Annotated in this window: 15 protein-coding genes; 5 read left to right on the top strand and 10 right to left on the bottom strand. The window is 53.8% G+C overall.

What is annotated here, in order from left to right; translation table 11 throughout:
- Positions 1-179: 179 nt before the first annotated feature.
- Positions 180-1160, bottom strand: a complete 981-nt coding sequence (locus ACQZ40_RS07375) for an ABC transporter substrate-binding protein (RefSeq protein ID WP_448747670.1) — start codon at positions 1158-1160, stop codon at positions 180-182.
- 364 nt (positions 1161-1524) lie between these two features.
- Here ACQZ40_RS07375 and ACQZ40_RS07370 point away from each other — a divergent pair, with 364 nt between their 5' ends.
- Positions 1525-2205, top strand: coding sequence for an SH3 domain-containing protein (locus ACQZ40_RS07370; protein WP_448747669.1), 681 nt, complete (start codon positions 1525-1527; stop codon positions 2203-2205).
- 358 nt (positions 2206-2563) lie between these two features.
- On the opposite strand, the gene ACQZ40_RS07365 is transcribed toward ACQZ40_RS07370, so the two are convergent.
- Together ACQZ40_RS07365 and ACQZ40_RS07360 are read right to left on the bottom strand one after the other, a co-directional pair.
- The gene (locus tag ACQZ40_RS07365; RefSeq protein WP_448747668.1) at positions 2564-3310 is read right to left on the bottom strand and encodes a helix-turn-helix domain-containing protein; all 747 of its coding nucleotides are present in this window, start codon (positions 3308-3310) and stop codon (positions 2564-2566) included.
- Positions 3311-3446: 136 nt separating this feature from the next.
- The gene (locus tag ACQZ40_RS07360; protein WP_448747667.1) at positions 3447-4982 is read right to left on the bottom strand and encodes a reverse transcriptase domain-containing protein; all 1536 of its coding nucleotides are present in this window, start codon (positions 4980-4982) and stop codon (positions 3447-3449) included.
- Between the two features lie 477 nt (positions 4983-5459).
- Between ACQZ40_RS07360 and ACQZ40_RS07355 the strand changes: the two genes are divergently transcribed.
- Positions 5460-6296: a hypothetical protein gene (locus tag ACQZ40_RS07355; protein ID WP_448747666.1), complete on the top strand. Its 837-nt coding sequence runs from the start codon at positions 5460-5462 to the stop codon at positions 6294-6296.
- Positions 6297-6853: 557 nt separating this feature from the next.
- Positions 6854-7405: a hypothetical protein gene (locus ACQZ40_RS07350; RefSeq protein ID WP_448747665.1), complete on the top strand. Its 552-nt coding sequence runs from the start codon at positions 6854-6856 to the stop codon at positions 7403-7405.
- 604 nt (positions 7406-8009) lie between these two features.
- Here ACQZ40_RS07350 and ACQZ40_RS07345 read toward each other — a convergent pair.
- The 4 genes from ACQZ40_RS07345 to ACQZ40_RS07330 form a co-directional block, all read right to left on the bottom strand.
- Entirely contained in the window at positions 8010-9197 is a 1188-nt protein-coding gene (locus ACQZ40_RS07345) for a hypothetical protein (protein ID WP_448747664.1), read from the bottom strand.
- A gap of 2 nt (positions 9198-9199) precedes the next feature.
- Positions 9200-10318, bottom strand: coding sequence for a nucleoid-associated protein (locus tag ACQZ40_RS07340; protein WP_448747663.1), 1119 nt, complete (start codon positions 10316-10318; stop codon positions 9200-9202).
- Between the two features lie 407 nt (positions 10319-10725).
- Positions 10726-11187, bottom strand: a complete 462-nt coding sequence (locus ACQZ40_RS07335; protein ID WP_448747662.1) for a hypothetical protein — start codon at positions 11185-11187, stop codon at positions 10726-10728.
- Between the two features lie 420 nt (positions 11188-11607).
- Entirely contained in the window at positions 11608-13305 is a 1698-nt protein-coding gene (locus tag ACQZ40_RS07330; protein WP_448747661.1) for a tetratricopeptide repeat protein, read from the bottom strand.
- A 299-nt stretch (positions 13306-13604) separates the two neighbouring features.
- On the opposite strand from ACQZ40_RS07330, the gene ACQZ40_RS07325 reads away from it, so the two are divergent.
- Entirely contained in the window at positions 13605-14174 is a 570-nt protein-coding gene (locus ACQZ40_RS07325; protein ID WP_448747660.1) for a TetR/AcrR family transcriptional regulator, read from the top strand.
- Between the two features lie 47 nt (positions 14175-14221).
- Positions 14222-15142 carry an oxidoreductase gene (locus ACQZ40_RS07320; protein ID WP_448747659.1) on the top strand — a complete coding sequence of 307 codons (921 nt, stop codon included), beginning with the start codon at positions 14222-14224 and terminating at the stop codon, positions 15140-15142.
- A 193-nt stretch (positions 15143-15335) separates the two neighbouring features.
- On the opposite strand, the gene ACQZ40_RS07315 is transcribed toward ACQZ40_RS07320, so the two are convergent.
- The 3 genes from ACQZ40_RS07315 to ACQZ40_RS07305 form a co-directional block, all read right to left on the bottom strand.
- Positions 15336-15725, bottom strand: coding sequence for an MAPEG family protein (locus ACQZ40_RS07315; protein ID WP_448747658.1), 390 nt, complete (start codon positions 15723-15725; stop codon positions 15336-15338).
- Positions 15726-15827: 102 nt separating this feature from the next.
- On the bottom strand, positions 15828-16574 hold the full coding sequence (locus ACQZ40_RS07310) for an SDR family NAD(P)-dependent oxidoreductase (RefSeq protein ID WP_448747657.1): 747 nt from the start codon (positions 16572-16574) through the stop codon (positions 15828-15830).
- 20 nt (positions 16575-16594) lie between these two features.
- A complete protein-coding gene (locus ACQZ40_RS07305) occupies positions 16595-16987 on the bottom strand; it encodes a DoxX family protein (RefSeq protein WP_448747656.1) in 393 nt (130 codons plus the stop codon).
- Positions 16988-17109 lie beyond the last annotated feature (122 nt).

Below are 17109 nucleotides of genomic sequence, written 5' to 3'. Positions count from 1 at the left end.
GACGGGAAGCTGCTTCCCAAACGATCAGCACGAGGGCTGGACCTAGAAGCCGGAAGCCTGATGGAAGCTTTCGGGGGACGAGACTAACCGAGCGTCGGGAGGAATCGTTATAAAAATACCCTTCTCTCCGCGCACTTGTTATCCTCCCTGAGGAAATGTCTGTCATAAGACCTCCAAGCTTAGCGTGACTGCTCGACGACGTTGTCGAACGTGTCTACGAATGAACCCATCGCGTCGAAATTTTCCTTCAGAGACCCGGCTTGATAGAGAATATCGATAAGCTTCTGATGGTGTGGGATTGCCTCTGCAGATGTCTGGAAGACGAGCGGAGATTGCCCCGCCAGTATCGCTGCACTGTCTTCCGGCGACACACGCTGAAAGTCGGTGTAGTAGAATTTCGCCCATTCTTTCTCGTGCTCATTGCTCCATTTGCCAGCTTTTACGTAGGCGACCAGAAACCGTTTGATTGCCTCCACCTTTGCCGGGTCCGCAAGCACCTCGGGACGTGCATAGAAGTAGGAGGTGCTAGGCAGCAGCTTGCGCTCTTCAGGATCGAGCACGGGACTCGCGCCCACCTGGTTGGTAAGCCGTGTGACGAATGGCTCTTGCAGGACCGCAACGTCTACAGCGCCAGATCGTAGCGCATCAGGAAGGTCTGCGACCCGAAGATTTACCAGCGTGACGTCATCAAGCTTCAATCCGGCTCGGTTCAAGGCTTCGATAAGGAATACCTGACGGCCCGAACCCTCCACATAACTCAGTTTTTTCCCCTTGAGATCGGATAACTTTTCGATTTTCAGGCCCGGACGACTTGTAAGTCGGTACTGTGCGACTTCACGGGTAAAGGTCGCCACTATCGGCAGCAGGGTTCCTGAGGCTCGGGCTTGTATCGGTGGCGTGTCGCCAACATAGGCTATGTCCAAAGCTCCTGCTCTGATTGCCTCGAGGATGGCCGGACCTCCCGCAAAGTTCGGGAATTCGATATCAAAATCGAGGCTCTTACGTTGCCCACTGGCGTCCAGCAGATTGCGCACCAGTTCGGATTGATCGGCCACGACCAGCTTGGATGCGGGTTCGGTGGCATACGCGTTTACGCCCCCCACGCTCAAGGTGCCGATCAAAGTTGCGGCGGACAGGCGCAAGAAAATTCTACGATACAAGGAATTCACTCCGATTTTTTGTCAGCCATTGCTGACTGCCGCGGGCTTGGAATTCCTAAGAGGCTATCAATACACCACTAAAACGATAGAGATACTTGATACGAATTCAGGTCGGAATAGGTATTTCCATTCCTCAAAAACCACCATCGATAGACGAAAATTTCGGAATCAAGGAAATCATTCCACTTGCCTAAATGTTCAAAATATCTCTTCCCGAAGGCCGACGAAAGAAAGGCGCTTGCCGGGTTCATACACCTGAAGTGAAACGTCCGCCGAGCCGGAGGGTTACATTAAGTTGAGAAATGTCGACGACACTACTTGCGGAACATTTTAGCCCTCAGCAATATACGCTTGGGGCTTTTTCATGAAAAAACGATACTGGTTACTCTGTGGGCTTATTCTGTTCGGCATTTCGAAACTTGGAGAAACACCTTCGGGATATGGCGTAACGGCACCATCGCCGAGTTCTCCAGGGATAACGCATGCCCCGAAACCCAGACCATCAACAGGGAGCGGCGGGCAATCCATCATTCCTCCTGCAAATAACACTGTTACCCTGCCAAGCGAGACGGCCAAATCACGTTCCAGCCAGACAACGCAAACCAGGTTCGTCAGTGGGAACGGCGTCGCACTGCGTGCCGCGCCAGGCCCAAAGGCTCAAATCATTGATAGGCTGGACAAAGGTAGGAAAGTCGACCTCTTGCAACCAGAAGGACAATGGTCTCGGATCAAAGATACTCTGACTCAAAAAGAAGGATGGGTTGCAAGCAGGTTCTTGCAGGACAACGAATCCAAGCGGGAGCAAATCGTAAAACCGTCGGAACCAACACATAAACCTCCGCCGACAATATCACCCACGATCATCATTCAACGGATCATTGCCGAATCCGTTACCAACTATCCCGGCACATGCGCCTGTCCATACAGCACAGATCGCAGGGGCCGACGGTGTGGCAACCGAAGTGCATATTCGAAACCCGGAGGGTACGCGCCGATCTGTTTCGCGCAAGACGTTACGAAATCAATGATCGAAGCTTATCGCTGAGCAGAGCCACAAATACCCCTAATTGAAATGTGAAGTACTTTGTGCCTCATCTATCTGTCGAGCCACTCCGACTTTCATCTTGCCCCAGATATTCCTCTGAAAATCGTTGATCCCGATTTTGCCTCCGAAGAGCGCGCAAACAAGAGCAGGCGACATGCGCATCGCGTATCGGCTGAGTTGACCTGTTTTAGGACGTGGGCCTGACCAATTGGCGAGTACTTTGAACACAATGGGCACTCGATCCATTTCTGGAGAGCGCCCTTAGGAAAGCCGGACAGCGTCGTGCGCGACGCTGTCACTGCGGCAAGCCATCGATAACGGGCGATGGCCTGTAAATGTGTTGGGCTTGGTCCCGTCTTCAAGGTTCGCTAGCCATAGGCAGATCAACGTTTCGCTTGTCGACGTACACATAGCTTCGTTTGATTGCGCCCGGATCAGTAAGCTTTGGCGTGATGGAAACGATTGCAATCTTCCAGGTCGGAAGCTTTGGCTGCGGCGCAGGAATAATGCCACAGAGTACGGTCAGGCCCCGCCTCTCCATCCCTTTGATGTGGTCAAGGATGTCGTTGTACAATTTGCGACGGCGCGGCTCTTCGTCGAAGGAATTCTCAATCCAATCGCCGAGAACGAAGGATGCGAGGTCCAGGTACTCGGCGAGGTTGGCGATGTCGTCATCATACATTTGCGGGACGTCCGGTCTGTGTAGGAGGACGCCATCGCATTTGGCGGCCTCGCGGATCGCACGTTGGGTTTTCATGGGAGAGACGGCAACTTCTTGGAGATGGCCGTAGGCCTGAACAAGGCTCTCGAACGCCTTCTCTGGTCCGAGGGGCATCCGAGGTGTGTGAAACGCCCCCTTTTCGTAACCAAGCGCGACCGCGATCCTATCAAGGGCCTCTTCGCTTACCGTCTCTCCGCGTTCCACCCTTTCGACGGTGGAGATCGAAACCCCAGCGAAGTCGGCAAGCGTCGATATCTTCCAATTTTTTAGGTTCCGTGACCACCGTACGACGAAAGCAACAACCTCCACCGGGGGTGGCGTCGGTGCATCCGTTCGGCGCTCAGGCATCTGGGCAATCTTCTCAACGATATCTGATACGTTCATCGAGCAATCTCCTTTCAATGCTCGGAAGATGCCCCGAATTCGTCCAGAAAAAGAGTCTCGAAAATCCTTCAGTACCGAGGCCGTGGCAGGAAGTTCGACGCTGGTGAGGGTCGCCTGCGCTCCCTGTATCCCCCAGTTAGCGCCCATCGAGCCAGGCTGTCAAAGCATCTATATGAACTGCGAAGTCCCTGCCTTCTTCGGGGCCGCCCTTGTGAATGACACCAGCCACCCTGTCATCTTCATCAAGAACTGGCCCTCCTGACATCCCCTGGGTTAGCTTTTGCGTGACCTCGATTAGCGGAACCGCGCTCTTTACCGCGAAGCTGCTGATGTGGCCTGACCGAACATTCAAACTGTCCCCGGGTCCATAACCGGGATATCCGGCCGCCGTCAGTGCGTCTCCGAGTGACGGCGCTCTAGTCGCCATTTCGAACTCGAAGAATTCATGAGCAGGAATTGCATGGTCCAAGATCGCAAGGTCGCGGACGGCATGATGCTGTTTGACCCGTGCTTTGAAAACGTTTGATGGCTTCGAGGGATGATAAACATCGATCTCTTGTCCAAGCGCTTCCTCAATACAGTGAGCGGCGGTAACCAACCCCACGCCTTTCAAAAAGAAAGCACTTCCCTGGGAGAATTTGCCCTCGAAGTGTTCGATGACCCATACAGCTCGACTCTTGATTTGCTCGCGGGTCGGCGAAACCTTGATGGGCTGCGTCGGGAACGAGGAATTAAATCGGGCAGCGATCGCACGGAAGATTGGGTCGGATTGCCCCTTTACGCTTCCTAGCCATGAAATCTTACCTCTCAGGTGCTGGCTAAGGCAGCACTTCCCTCCGTACTCGACTTCGAATTTCTTCTGCGCGGTGTCTGCGCCCAAGGTCTCGATCGAATAAAGAGTGCTCCTGATGTTCCGGACAAACCGCCTGTCGACGTTCAAACCAGAATTGATTTTTAGCCCGGTCACGATACGGCGGCTGTGCTTGTCGCCGTAGTGCAACTTGCTCGGGTTGAGCTTGAACCCGTTGTCCGTGAACGCCCCGATCAGCCTCGGCGAGAGCAGGTCCGGGACAAAACTGCCTGTAAGTGGAACGCCTTCAGCGAACAGGCCCCCAGGCGGCTGATAGCTCGAGAACGTGATGTCGTCGGCATAGCGCGTATAAATGCAATGTGCCTCCTTGGCGATCGTCTGAAGCTCCTTGTCGAGTTTGAAGCACACCATGTTCGACAATACCGGGCTGGTCGGCGCACCTTGCGGAAGGACCCCCTGGTTGGTGCACAGACGGGCAATCACGAGAGCGACGGACTCGTCGACCCCGACAGCTTTGAGAAGACCCGCAACACGATTTTCCGAAATGGACGGAAAGAAGCGTTCGACATCCAAATTTACGACGAACTTGCTTTTCAGGTGTGAGGTCGCATTAGTCCTGACCGATCGATCAGGGACAAATCCATGGACTGGATTTCTGGGCGCATAGATTTGATCGAGAAGTGGCGCGATCGTCCTCTGCAGCATTTTCAGCCGCCGATCAGGCGCGCTGATAATTCTGGGCTTCCCGGATTTCGAAGGAATAGGGAAGTCTTTATACATCCGCCCCCGGAACCACCAAATCTTGCGCAGCTCGCCCTCGGAGAGGCAAAGGTGGCCGAGAAAGGTGGTGAGGTTGGTCATCTCCGCCGGGATGCGGACACGGAAGCTGACGCCGCCGAAAACGCGTAAGGGGTGTGGCACGAGGTCTCCCTCCAATCACGCCATGTGCATTCCGGCATACGTGGCGCGCACGATATTGTTGATACATTCGCTCTTACGCCGCAGTTACTACAGCGCGTATGCGAGGGGAGACCTCGTAACGAAATCCATACCAACTGGTTAGACAGACGGATAGCGCCTGAACGGCCTTCCAGATTGTTTCAACAGGGTTTTCGATGGGAAATAGAACTCCGCCGTCGCATGCGTCGTGGTCATCGTGGTTAGGGCACTTGTAGAAGGAAACTGAGGACACTATCTTCGTAGTGGCTCATGGCAGGAGCCTGACGCCCGTCAACGCAAAGCTGCTAGCGGCACTGTCGAAGAGAACCCTACCCCGTCCATGTCTGGTTCGGGCTCGGGAGTGGAGCGGGCGACACTCGTTGGAGCTGGAGAATCGGCATGCCGACCCCAAAGGTTCGTCCTTCGTCCGTCCACGGAATTAAGAGACTTGCAAAGCGGATAGCGTCCGAAAAGTCGTTGAAGCACACGGCTGCCCTTGATGAGGCAGCTCGCATCGCCGGCTACCAGACTTTTCTCCACGCCAAACGCAGCCTTTCGCGTGCGAATGAGCCTGCGCCCCCGCCAAATGCAAGGACATCAGCAGCTATGAATTCTAGCGACTTTCACACTCGCACCCGCTCTTTGTGGGTGGATACGATCAATCAGTTTGCATCCGGCGATGCGACAATTTCTTGGGACGACATCGACGATATTGTCCGTGTTATGTCTCCATTCATGGGCTCAAACAAAAACCACGCCCATCTACCGACTGGTGGCGGTTTCGATTTCTTGTCCGTCAGAAAGAGTGTCGAACGCGGTTGCATCGAATTCCAGGTCTTCTCCGGTTCCGCAATCATCGCTAAACCCCGTCGTCTAGTTCTGGAGCGGCTCTCTTCCGATCCGGCCCAGTCTTTCCTGATGCTGGAGCTTGGTGACTTGCGGCCTGCTGTCGCGCGTGATGAGGAAAGAACCGAACGTGCTAGTAACCGGCGGCAGGAAGAGTTGCTCGATCTTGGAGGTGGGGACTACGTTGAACGCGGAAGTGTCTATGAAGAAGACATTCCGGACACCGCACGCAACGTGGTGCGGCTTTTCAACGGCCAGGTGATGCTTGTCACGAAAGGAAGCATCTGGAACGGTACGTCCGTGACCTACAGCGGTGTTCACGACACCGGAACTCACTCGGAGATCAGGAAAGTTATCCAGGAGATTTCGGACAAATTGGCCGAAGGCTAGTTATTGCCACCTGAAACGTTATCACCCTTCTCTCAAGCAAGAGACGATGCCGTAGCCATATCGCTGCCCATGATCTCACCCAGGCTGGGTTTCGGTCACGGCGTCGCCTGATTTGTCACATGTGCGGCGATCTAGGAGACCTGCGGTCAGAGCCTCCACTTACCGGCATCTTTCCTCGCGCGATATGCCTCGAAGCATTGCTCGATGACAGGCGGTGGACGGGCGTCGCTATGACGCGCCCGTAGGGAACGTAAGTCAGCCACCAAATCAATCCCGTGGAAAGGCAGCGTCGCCGAAATCGACAAACAATGTGAGGCAGGAACAGGTGAACTGGTTGAGGTCCTACGTTTGCTGCAACTAAACGAGAGCGAGTTTGTCGCTAGATTACACAGTCTTCCTGGACATGAACTTTTGACCTGTGGATAAGGTCCGTTGGTTGCGGCGCATATTTGTTTCACTTGTCGGTAAAGTAGTATTGTCCATTGAAATACACACACGGGAAAAGCGTGACTAAAGTGCCTAAAATCAGCGATAGGAAGCGAAAAAAGAAAGAAGCAATGGAACAGGCACGGAAAACCGTGGCAGCCATTCCTACCCCTATCCGAATGATAATGGTGAAAGGTTTCCAAGCTGCGGAAGACAAGTTCAGGACATACGTATCGAAGCGCGGCGAGCTACCTACTGAAGTAACCGAATTCATCGATAAGGTGTCACGCGATACATTCGGGATAACAGCCGACGACACAGTGTTTCGATTTCCAGATGAATACTATAGCCTGAGAGAAGAAGACGAAAAGCACTGGCGGATCACAAAGCAATCGATCGAGCACGATGCTTGGTACCACACGTCATGCTTGGATATCGATCAGACCGTGCAGTTTCTTCTAAGTCTGAAACTGGATTTCAGGCATCCGGACGGGCGGCCAATGTCTGTAACAAAGTTGTTTTCTCGGCAGGGCGAGGCTGCGATGCGAGGAAAGATGGGAAAAATTCCTGACCACACAGTGGTTAATGTGGAAAGCTGGAGTAGCAAACTTGAGGCTGATGTGGAAAACTGGCGTTCCATGAAGAGACAAACGCATTTTTCGTTATCTATCAGACATCGTTGAAGTATGGAATCTGGTCGACGTAGCCACTTGGACAAATTTCCGGCACTATGGAGCAAATGCAACGAGATTCCGATGAAAGCTGACCGCCTCCCGGGTACTCAGTATTCTTTTCTATTCTGGCTTCTAGGATCATCACCATCTTTTCGCGATACGTTGCTCCGCCATTGACGCGCCTTGTGGGGAGGACATCGTACTCTGGCGCGTTACGATCCAGTTTTGAGACTGAGTAACCTGAAGTCGCTGAACCCGGGCAGAGGGCTGACCATTTGTCATCGAGGCCAATAATTCCTGCAGGTCCTTCTGGGGCTATCGGCATTGCGACATGGGCAAAAAGGTCTCCGCCGGTCCGTCGAGGCGACACTGCAAACGGAGTTCGGGCGCGCGAAATCCCTGCCTGGGAAACACCTGGATACCCTTCTTGACCTTCACGCCGCTCTTTTGGGGGAGGGTAGTTGCCGGGTAATGTAATCTAAGCTGCCATGGAACCTCTCGATCTTTAGTCAGAGGTTCCAATGCCAAATTTAGCCAAAAACGGATCGTTACCCCAAGATCGCTTCAGCATCGGAGGTTTGACGATCTGCTTACCGCGTACCGTGTGGCTCTGTTAATTGTACAGGCAAGCGGATAGTTCGGGAACCGTCAGGCGGTGATAAATAAGCCAAGTCATACCCATACCCGCCCAGCAGATGAGCAATATCACCCTCAAGATCGCACGGTGGATTCTGATACGCTTTGTCAGACCCGAGTATAGAGGGAGGAACTGTTCTGCAACAGCGGCATACTCTTTATTCAGCTTGTATCTCTGGCGCACCAAATCATTACTTATCGATGCCAGTGTCATCAATTGGTTCAAGACGGCGATGGTGAGAAAAATCACGAACAAGGTCGCTCCGACCGAAACCGCCAGATTTGCCCAGAACTCCACTCCGCACTCTTTGGCCAACTTGAGCTGCGTGGCAACAATAATCGTGGCAACCGGCACGCCCATTACTTGATTCTGGATATCGTGAAACGTCTTATGGATTTTGCTGGTGTAATCGTTGATGGCGTCTTCGGTCTTTGTCTTTATTTTCTCGTAGGAAAATTCGGATGCAAACAGCTTGTAGCCATCTTGCGCTTTTGAAACGAGTTCTCGCAGATGAGCCAAGAGGAATTTGAAGCGGTCATTTTCCGGCTGATGTCGGCATAGTTCTATGACATTGGACGATAGGATAGCCGCCTTCTGGTCTCTATGAATTTTCTCGAAAACGAAATCTTCAAGTTCGTCCACCGGCTTTGAAGTAACCGCACCAATGTCTGCAACCTTATAAACTATCGGGATGCGCAGTCGACCAGGGCCGAAGAATGTCGCTTCCGCCTGATTTGAATCGACGAACGCCGCAGCTTCCGACAAAGACTTCACCAGCCTCAAAACCAATCGATAGCGAGATACAGTTTCCGGGATCGTCGCATCATTGTAAGCAAATTTTTCGCTGATCACATAATAGCGCACGGGCTCTTTGATGCGATGTGCGCCAGCCGCGAATACTCCGTCCATATCATGAGCAAGTATGCCCAGTCCCGTTCGGGGCGTAGAAATCTCAAGCTCGACGCTACCTCCAAGGACAAGCGCGTCAGCATCGCACTCTATCAGGATACCGGAGTCACGGAACGCATCATCGTCCGTGTTGATGAAATTGAGCGTTTCCAGAATCGAGTGATCGGCAATATGGAGACGTCCGCCTGTTTGGGCCGCATTGAACGCCGTGTTCCGATACAAAGGAATCAGTTGGTCAAACGTAATCCTTGCCATCCCTATTCCCGTTCTCGTTCAAGTTCCTCTATAAATTCGGCAGGCAATTCCTTGAATGTTATCGTCTTCTTTTCGCGGTCATAGACGATTTTTCCGTCAGCCAACGCACTACGATCAAACTCTACCGACCATTGTGGTGTCTTCGCCTTGAATTTGACAAGAGCCCGCAAAGAACGCGGGTTCGGAATGAACCCGTCACCAAGAGCTAAATCGGGATCACCGAGCGCCTTTGCTAGGTCTTCCGGTTTTTCGGGATACAACTCGTTCGATAAAACTTCGAAATCTAATGGTATTCCCTCGCGCACATGCCTCTCGCAGATTTCAAAAGCCCGTTGCAAGAAAGCACTTTTGTCTTTTACGGCTCCCTTCGCTGGGTCGGCGAAATTTTCGAGAACACGAACAAGCGTCTTGGTGTCTTTGATATCTTGAACAGTTGTGTCGCAACCCAGGAACTCTTTGAAATATTCCGCTACATCGCCCTTCCCTTTTAGAAAGCCAATGTAGCGATCTGCGTTGGCCAACCAGGCCGTAATGTTCACGCGGCCTGCAAAACGGAATCCATCGAGATCGAGATGCATGACATCCGTGATATCTAGGTCGTTTGTGAGAGCTGCGCCCAGCCTGTCGTTGATAATTGCCACCATCAGATACACGTGGGCGTCCTTTTCGAGATGAGCGAACAACACATGCCCACCTGTCGCACCGGACTTCCTCCTCGCTTGCACGGTGAGAGTGCCCATTAGCTTTTGCGTCAGCTCCACGAAGTCTTGATATTGACCCTTTTCGAAATCCGAAATGAAAGTCTGCGCGGGATAGTCGGCAACATTCTCAGAAAATCTTCCATGTGCTTTAGAAGCTTTACTTGCGTACAGAGAATGCAATTCATTCACGACGCGAACGACCGTCGGCGAAACATTGAGCTGAGCCTTTCCAAGTCCGGTCTCGAAATCACCCTGTCCTTTGCGCCGCAAATCATGCACCGCGACTTGAACAACCTTGTCAACCATCGAATCTTCCCCCGAACCAATATACCCGAGCGCTTTTTGACCGCATACGGGCTGGAATTCAAGAGAAGCGTGTATCGCGACCTTGGAATTTTCCGTTAAAGTTGATTTCGTCATTTTCTTTGGGCCTCTTCCTCACGCATTGGAGGGACTAGCGCCTGCGTTTCCTCAGTAATTCCCTGGCGTTTGCAGTGAAAGTTCTGCCGTACTTTTGATCGGGAAAACTCCCTGAGCGTATTCAATGGTAAAGGCCAGCTTGTCGAGGAACCGATTTACCTCACAATCATCCGCACCACGGTCGACATTGATTTCAATTGTTTTCCGCTCTTGTCCGTATGGGACCATTTCCACAATTAACGTCTACGTTTTTGCTCTGCCAGGCGAACACAGCAGAGAAGATTGAGTTTTGCCATGCTCTCGGGCGACCCCGAAGCGATGGCATTAACAAGCCACGGGCGATCAATCGTGGTTAGCAAAAAGAGCGTCGGAACGCAGACCTTCGGACGTCTATTGGGAGGTATGAATTATTCCGCGCTCTCTTGAACATGCCCATCAATAACAGAGATGGACGTGAGACTTCTGCGACTTCCGGAACGCTGAAAGATTGTCCATGCCGGCTGCCCCTCGGCTGTCATGAAGGACGTTATGAAATGCTCCCCTTCCAAGGCGAGCGTAACCTCTGGCAGACGCCCATAAAGCGCTACATCGGTTACCTTGCGACCTATCAGAGAATCGAAGACATCAGTCCACTCTTGTTCTTCGCTCCAGCTTCCGCAGAGAATGGATTTGGCCCCTTCAATACGCCAACTCCATTCAATCATCAGGGTGTATTCCCCTTGCGATTGTCCCGGCGAGCCATCCAACTTCGAGGTCGGAGAAAGAGGGCCGAATTCAAGAAAGATAGCAGAGCCATGACCCCGCCAGACGTTAGAAAGCGAGCGAGAAAGGAGGGCGGCCCGATAGTGCTGGAAGAGAAGTGATGACAACTATGAAACCTTCTGTCGTAAAGACAGTAGCTCACGCGCCATAGGCTACTGTCAACCGTGTACTCCCTTAAACTGACTGCCAAGTAAGGGTCGCCAAGCTTGCCTTCAGATTTTCTAATTGTTTTCAGCAGGATGTGATGGGTTCAGTAAGTCCCGAATTTTAACTGGAGGCGTCGGTCACTACACATTCTGCTCGCAAGGATCAAAAAACGTATTTAGGGCGCGCCCGAACTATTCGTTGATCGAGAAGGATAAGCAGAGCGGCCGTCCACGACGATGTAGCGACAGCGGCCGCAGAATTTTTCGCCGCAACGCAGTTGCATGTCTTCCCTTGGGCATTCGTAAAAGCCGAAAATGTGGGAGGTATGCCTCGCTGGTGGCTCTGCGCTCTGTCTTCAATCGAGACGTCCCTTCTCTGAACTATAGGGACATTTTCCCCAGTCGTTCAAACAGGCCGTTGAGGTCTGCACGAGCGCGGGCGATGTCGTCACTGTCACCGTTGCGCTCGGCAAAGGCTAACTGGCGACGAAATAAACCCTCAGCGCCGACGAGATCACCCGCCGAAAAGCTGGCGATCGCCAGATCGCGTAGTGCCGTGCCGATCTCGTCGAGAATTTCGTGCTGTTCGGCGATTTCCAGCCGTCGACGCGCAAGTTCCACCGACCTGCCAGGATGGTCAAGCGCAAACTCGTTCTTGGCGAGGTTACCGATTATACGCAACAGCACAGGATCGTCCTTGCCGAAGACTATCTCGCCGCGAGAGAGAGCCTCCGCATTGAGCTTGCGCGCCTCTTCGAATTCGGAGGCTTCGTGCAGGCAGAAAGCAAGATCGGTCATTGCGGCGAGCACGACGTTCTCGTCCGCTTCCGGGCCGGCCTCAACGATCGCTAGCGCGCCACGATGCAGATCGATCGCTTCCTGCCACTTGTGGTCGCGGGCAAACGCAACAGCCCTGGCGGTCATCAGAGAGGCACGTTCCTGTGACGTCAGGAAGGGATGCCGGTCGTCGATCGCAAGCGCGGTTTCGACCGGTTCGAGATAGGCGGGGTTGCGTTGCTTCCACAGCACGAAGCCGCGGATCAGATTTGATCTGCCAAGCACATGGGGTTGGTCAGCGGCAGGGTTATCCTCATCCTCGACCAGTTGCTCACAGACACGGGCCAGTTCCAGAAGCAATGCCTCGACGCTGAATCGCTTCTCCGGATTGCGGATCATAATCCGAAGGTCCTCCAGTCGCTGTTCGGGATCGACGGCCGAAGAAAACTCCTCACCCATCTTTGTGAGCACCCGCTCGATCGCTTCATCCGCATCCTCGCGACCACCGGCCCGTGCACGGCGGAACAGATAGAGCGCCTCTTCCAGGTCGCGTCCCGTGCCTTTGCCCTCCTCGTTGGCGACGGCGAGCGTATAGGCCGCCCGCTCGAAACCGCATTCAAGCGCGGCGAAGAGCAACTGGACGCCCTTTTCGGCATCTTCCTGCACGACCGTTCCATAATAATAGGCAACGCCGAGATTGTTGGCACCACGGGGATTACCGGCCTGAAGGGCACGGCGATACCAGTAAAGCGACCGGGTCGGGCTCTTCCGGATACCGGTGCCGGTGCTATAGCGATGGCCGAGGCTGACCATGGAATCGCTGTCACCGCGATGGGCTCCTTGGCTGAAGAGCTTGACCGCGCGGCGATGATCTTGCTTCAACCCGGCCCTGCCGTCGGTGTAAAAATGGCCGAGATTGCCCATGGCCGTGCCGCATACGGCTTTGACGCCCTGCTCGTAGTAATCGCGTGCCTTGAGGAGATCGACTGGGAAAGGGCCGTCGCCGTGCTGGTACATGCTGGCGATATTATTCATTGCGTCGCCATGCCCGAGAGCAGCCGCCTTTTCGTACCATTCGACTGCCTGCACCCTATCAAGGGTAACGCCGCAATAGCCCTGATCGTAAATGTCGCCCAGTACGAAGGCGGCATCGGCATCACCGGAGGACGCCCGCTGCTTCAGATCGTCGAGTGGAACATCATAGAGGTCGTGCCAGCGCTTTTCCGGCGCGGGGCCTGCCGTGCGCTTCTCGAAATAACGATCTGCGAGCGTCGTCAGATATTTTTTCAACATGGATGGCATTTGGGATCGGTTCCGGCTGGGAGCTAGAGGGTAGGCTTAGCACAGAATATGCTGTTGCAGTCGAACCGATGTTTTTTACGCCCATGTACCGCCGGCTTGTGCCCTCGAAACGATCAATAGAACTGCGTGACGCGATCCGATACCGTTCGCGATAAAACCGCGCGATGCTTGCTGGCCTCACGCAGCGTGCCCAGAAGCGGTAAGGCTGCTCTTGGCGAAAATCGTTAGACCGCGACATTTGACATCGCTCAAATACCAATTATATAAATAAGCGATTGCACACTCATTAAAAGGTAGTCATGGCTCGTCCTCTTAGCCCCGAAAAGCGCGAAGCCCTGCTGGTGTCTGCCACATCCATGATCGCTCTAATGGGAACAAGTGCGCCTACATCCAAAATTGCCAAAGGAGCCGGCGTCTCAGAAGGCACCCTTTTCATCTACTTTGAGACAAAAGACGTTCTGTTAAATCAGCTTTTTCTCGAAATAGAAGGGCATCTGGCATCGTTCCTCTTGGAAGATTTTCCTCAACCGTTTCCCGGCAGGGAGAAGCTTGAGGAAGTTTGGAACAGAATTATTGGATGGGGACTTGCATATCCATTGGAACGCAAAGCAATGAGGCAGCTCAAGGTGTCCGACCGGATAACCAACACAAGTAAGCGGCAGTGTGAGACGATGCTGTCGAAAGCGCGTGCTGTGGTAACGGAGTGTCTGGCGGGGCATGCAGACCCTCAAAAGATAGATTTCTACATAGACACAGTTTTGTTTCCCCTGGTTGACAATGCCATCGATGCAATTGCGGCCACCCCCCGGAAGAAGAAGGAAATTGCAGCAGCGACTTTCGACCTCTTCTGGAAAGGAACTGCCGCCTGATGAGGAAGATTAAATGAGTGCGTACTTACGCATAAAAAGGAGACAATATGTCGAGTAAAGGATTTACGGAGAAGAACGTCGCCGACCAGTCGGGAAAGTGCTTCATAGTCACAGGAGCCAACGCTGGTATCGGTTTCGAGATCGCGCGCGTTCTGGCATCGCGTGGAGCACGTGTGCTATTGGCCTGCAGAGAGCATGCAAAAGCTGACGAAGCAATCAGAGGCATCAAGGCTGTTATGCCTACTGCCGATCTCGCCTTTCTACCGTTGGATCAGGCTGACCTTGAAAGCGTGGCCGACGCCGCGAACCGCGCCGCGCGTGAACCGCGCATTGATGGCCTCATCAACAACGCTGGTGTTATGACGCCGCCCTTGAGCCGCACACACCAGGGCTTTGAACTCCAGTTCGGCGTCAATCATCTGGGCACCTTCGCATTGACTGGCCGTCTTCTGCAAAAGCTCGCTGAGACACACGGCTCAAGAGTAGTCGTCACCTCGAGCCTTGCTCATGCAGGAGCCAGGATCGATTGGGACGATCTCAATGCAGACAAGTCTTACGCGCGCATGTCGAGATATGCGGCAAGCAAGCTGGCAAACGCATTGTTTTTCATTGAACTTGATCGACGCCTTCGTGCGGTCAACGCACCGGTCACGGCCGTTGGGTGTCATCCAGGCATGGCAAGGACCAGCCTTGGCCGGCACATGGGGCCGCTCCAGATATTAAATCCATTGGTGGGCTTGCTTCTGAACAACGCAGCACAGGGAGCTTGGCCCGCCTTGCAAGCGGCGACAGGCGTCGTTCGTCCGGGGGGATACTATGGCCCACAGGGTTTGAAGGGTGTCAGAGGAATATCCGGCGAGGCCCAGCCTTCACTGGAAGCGCGGGATGCCATCTCTGCGCAACGCCTTTGGGACATATCTGTCGAGATCACGGGCGTCGATCCGATTTCTCCATTCAGCGTCAGGTAAGCGCTGCCCGACACTGAAAACCTATCCATGATGGAGAGCTGCGTCATTCTCGCGTGGGCAGCTCTCCCTGAATCTGCAGTTGGGATGCCGATCAAGGCCAGACCCAGACTTGCTCAACACTTCGGATATTCAAACGTCGCGATGACCAACGTAGCAGCGGACGTCGTCGTGCCGATCCTAACCGGACATGCTGTCAAAAAACAGCAGTTCCCGCAATCAACCATCCAGCCGACGCCAGAAGTGCCAAGTACGTAAAGATCATTCCTAAACCACGCACTGGTCCCGAGGCTGACAGCATACCAATCGCATGCAAGCCGCGGCCGAGAGCCGACATTGTCCCAATAGCAACGACAACTCCACCTGGAGCGGATTGTGCCTCAACGAGGCCAAGCATCACGACACCAAGCGGAACATACTCGGTGAAATTTCCCTGCGCCCTGATACGGCGTCGCAGAAGATCGTCGGCGCTATCTCCAATCATGTCGCCAACCTTCATACGCCGCAACGAAATCGGAAACGACAGCGCGACAAGTGCGATAGCGAAACAGGCCGCAAAGATTGACGTAATGGGAAGTATCGGCATGTTAGTTCCTCGACTTGATTCCAGGACCGTCCTAATGAGATTGCGTTGGAGGTCAGCGACCATTCGCTGACCTCTGCGAGAGTGGACTTCTGGGAAAGAGACCTAACGGCCTGCATCAATGATCATCCCGCCGTCGGGCGTCAGGCTATAACCAGTGATGAACTGTGCATCTTTGCTGGCGAGGAACAGCACCACGGGCGCGATGTCGTCTTCGGGCGAGCCGTACCGGGCAAGGGCATTGGCCGGGGCCGGAATATTGGCAGCCGCCGCACCCCAGGTGTCGGCAATCGGAAGCACGTTGTTAACGGTTATATTGTCAGGCCCCCATTCGCGTGCAGCAACCCGGGTCAAGGCACGGACGGCTTCCTTTGCCATGTTGTATGGAGCATAGGGCACCAGACCCGTAACGCCTGCCATCGATCCGAAGTTGATGATGCGGCCCTCGCCGCTTGCTTTGAGATGGGGATAGGCGACCTGCATCGTCCGTAGGAAGGCAATCGGGCCCGTATCGAAATTGCGCTGCAGTTGTTCCAACGAAAGATCGAGAACAGACGATTGCACCACTGACGGGTCAAAGGCATTGTTCACGAGGATGTCAATGCCGCCCCATGTTGTTACAACCTTGTCGATTGCAGCCTTGATCGCGTCGGCATCGCTAACATCAACCGCAATGCCCAGTGCAATTCCGCCTGCGGCTTCTATGTCTTCCACAACAGCGCTGACATTCGTGGGTGTGAGAGAGAGTACAGCGACTTTTGCCCCTTCCGCCGCGAATAGTTTGGCGGTGGCGCGGCCGATTCCTCTGCCGGCTCCAGTGATAATCGCAACCTTGCCTTCCAGTCTTTTCATGGGTGTTTCCTTTTTCATGTTTACTGGTGCACCGCCGCTTCGAGAGCATACGGTGAGGGAACATCGCGAGCGTGGTTCTGCGTCGCGAAGGATGTGGCCAACAGGATGAGGCCAATGGCAGCGGGCATCGCACCCTTGATGTTGCGGACGCCGAGATGCGCCATTCCCGACAGGATCAGGTGATAGAAAATGCCCGCATAGGCGAGATCGCTAAGTGGCAGAGACAGACGGGCCAGGATCGCAAGTGGTCCGAGTATCTTCACGACGATCATGAACGGCACCAGATGGGCCGCATGATAGCCGAGATCGGCTTGGGCCTTTTCGACGAAAACCCTCTTGGTCAGGTACAGGGTCGCCGAAGACAGATACAGTGCCGACAAGAGAACGGTGCTGATCCAGTAAGTGTAGGTCATGGAATATCCCTCTCACCGGGCGTCCCGGCGAAATTGAGCATTGATCTTGCGCTTTTCGGATGACGCGTTGCATCGGCTACGAAGAGCTTGTAGAGAATTTGTAGGCTATAATGAATTTTCGC

This window comes from Agrobacterium sp. 16-172Ci, assembly GCF_053522725.1.
This window is presented reverse-complemented; position numbering and strand designations above follow the sequence as displayed.

Excerpts from the sequence above, each read along its gene's own strand:
- ACQZ40_RS07370 (WP_448747669.1), top strand. The coding sequence starts at position 1,525 with ATGAAAAAACGATACTGGTTACTCTGTGGGCTTATTCTGTTCGGCATT.
- ACQZ40_RS07365 (WP_448747668.1), bottom strand. The coding sequence starts at position 3,310 with ATGAACGTATCAGATATCGTTGAGAAGATTGCCCAGATGCCTGAGCGC.
- ACQZ40_RS07360 (WP_448747667.1), bottom strand. The coding sequence starts at position 4,982 with ATGACCAACCTCACCACCTTTCTCGGCCACCTTTGCCTCTCCGAGGGC.
- ACQZ40_RS07355 (WP_448747666.1), top strand. The coding sequence starts at position 5,460 with ATGCCGACCCCAAAGGTTCGTCCTTCGTCCGTCCACGGAATTAAGAGA.
- ACQZ40_RS07350 (WP_448747665.1), top strand. The coding sequence starts at position 6,854 with ATGGAACAGGCACGGAAAACCGTGGCAGCCATTCCTACCCCTATCCGA.
- ACQZ40_RS07345 (WP_448747664.1), bottom strand. The coding sequence starts at position 9,197 with ATGGCAAGGATTACGTTTGACCAACTGATTCCTTTGTATCGGAACACG.
- ACQZ40_RS07340 (WP_448747663.1), bottom strand. The coding sequence starts at position 10,318 with ATGACGAAATCAACTTTAACGGAAAATTCCAAGGTCGCGATACACGCT.
- ACQZ40_RS07330 (WP_448747661.1), bottom strand. The coding sequence starts at position 13,305 with ATGCCATCCATGTTGAAAAAATATCTGACGACGCTCGCAGATCGTTAT.
- ACQZ40_RS07325 (WP_448747660.1), top strand. The coding sequence starts at position 13,605 with ATGGCTCGTCCTCTTAGCCCCGAAAAGCGCGAAGCCCTGCTGGTGTCT.
- ACQZ40_RS07320 (WP_448747659.1), top strand. The coding sequence starts at position 14,222 with ATGTCGAGTAAAGGATTTACGGAGAAGAACGTCGCCGACCAGTCGGGA.
- ACQZ40_RS07315 (WP_448747658.1), bottom strand. The coding sequence starts at position 15,725 with ATGCCGATACTTCCCATTACGTCAATCTTTGCGGCCTGTTTCGCTATC.
- ACQZ40_RS07310 (WP_448747657.1), bottom strand. The coding sequence starts at position 16,574 with ATGAAAAGACTGGAAGGCAAGGTTGCGATTATCACTGGAGCCGGCAGA.
- ACQZ40_RS07305 (WP_448747656.1), bottom strand. The coding sequence starts at position 16,987 with ATGACCTACACTTACTGGATCAGCACCGTTCTCTTGTCGGCACTGTAT.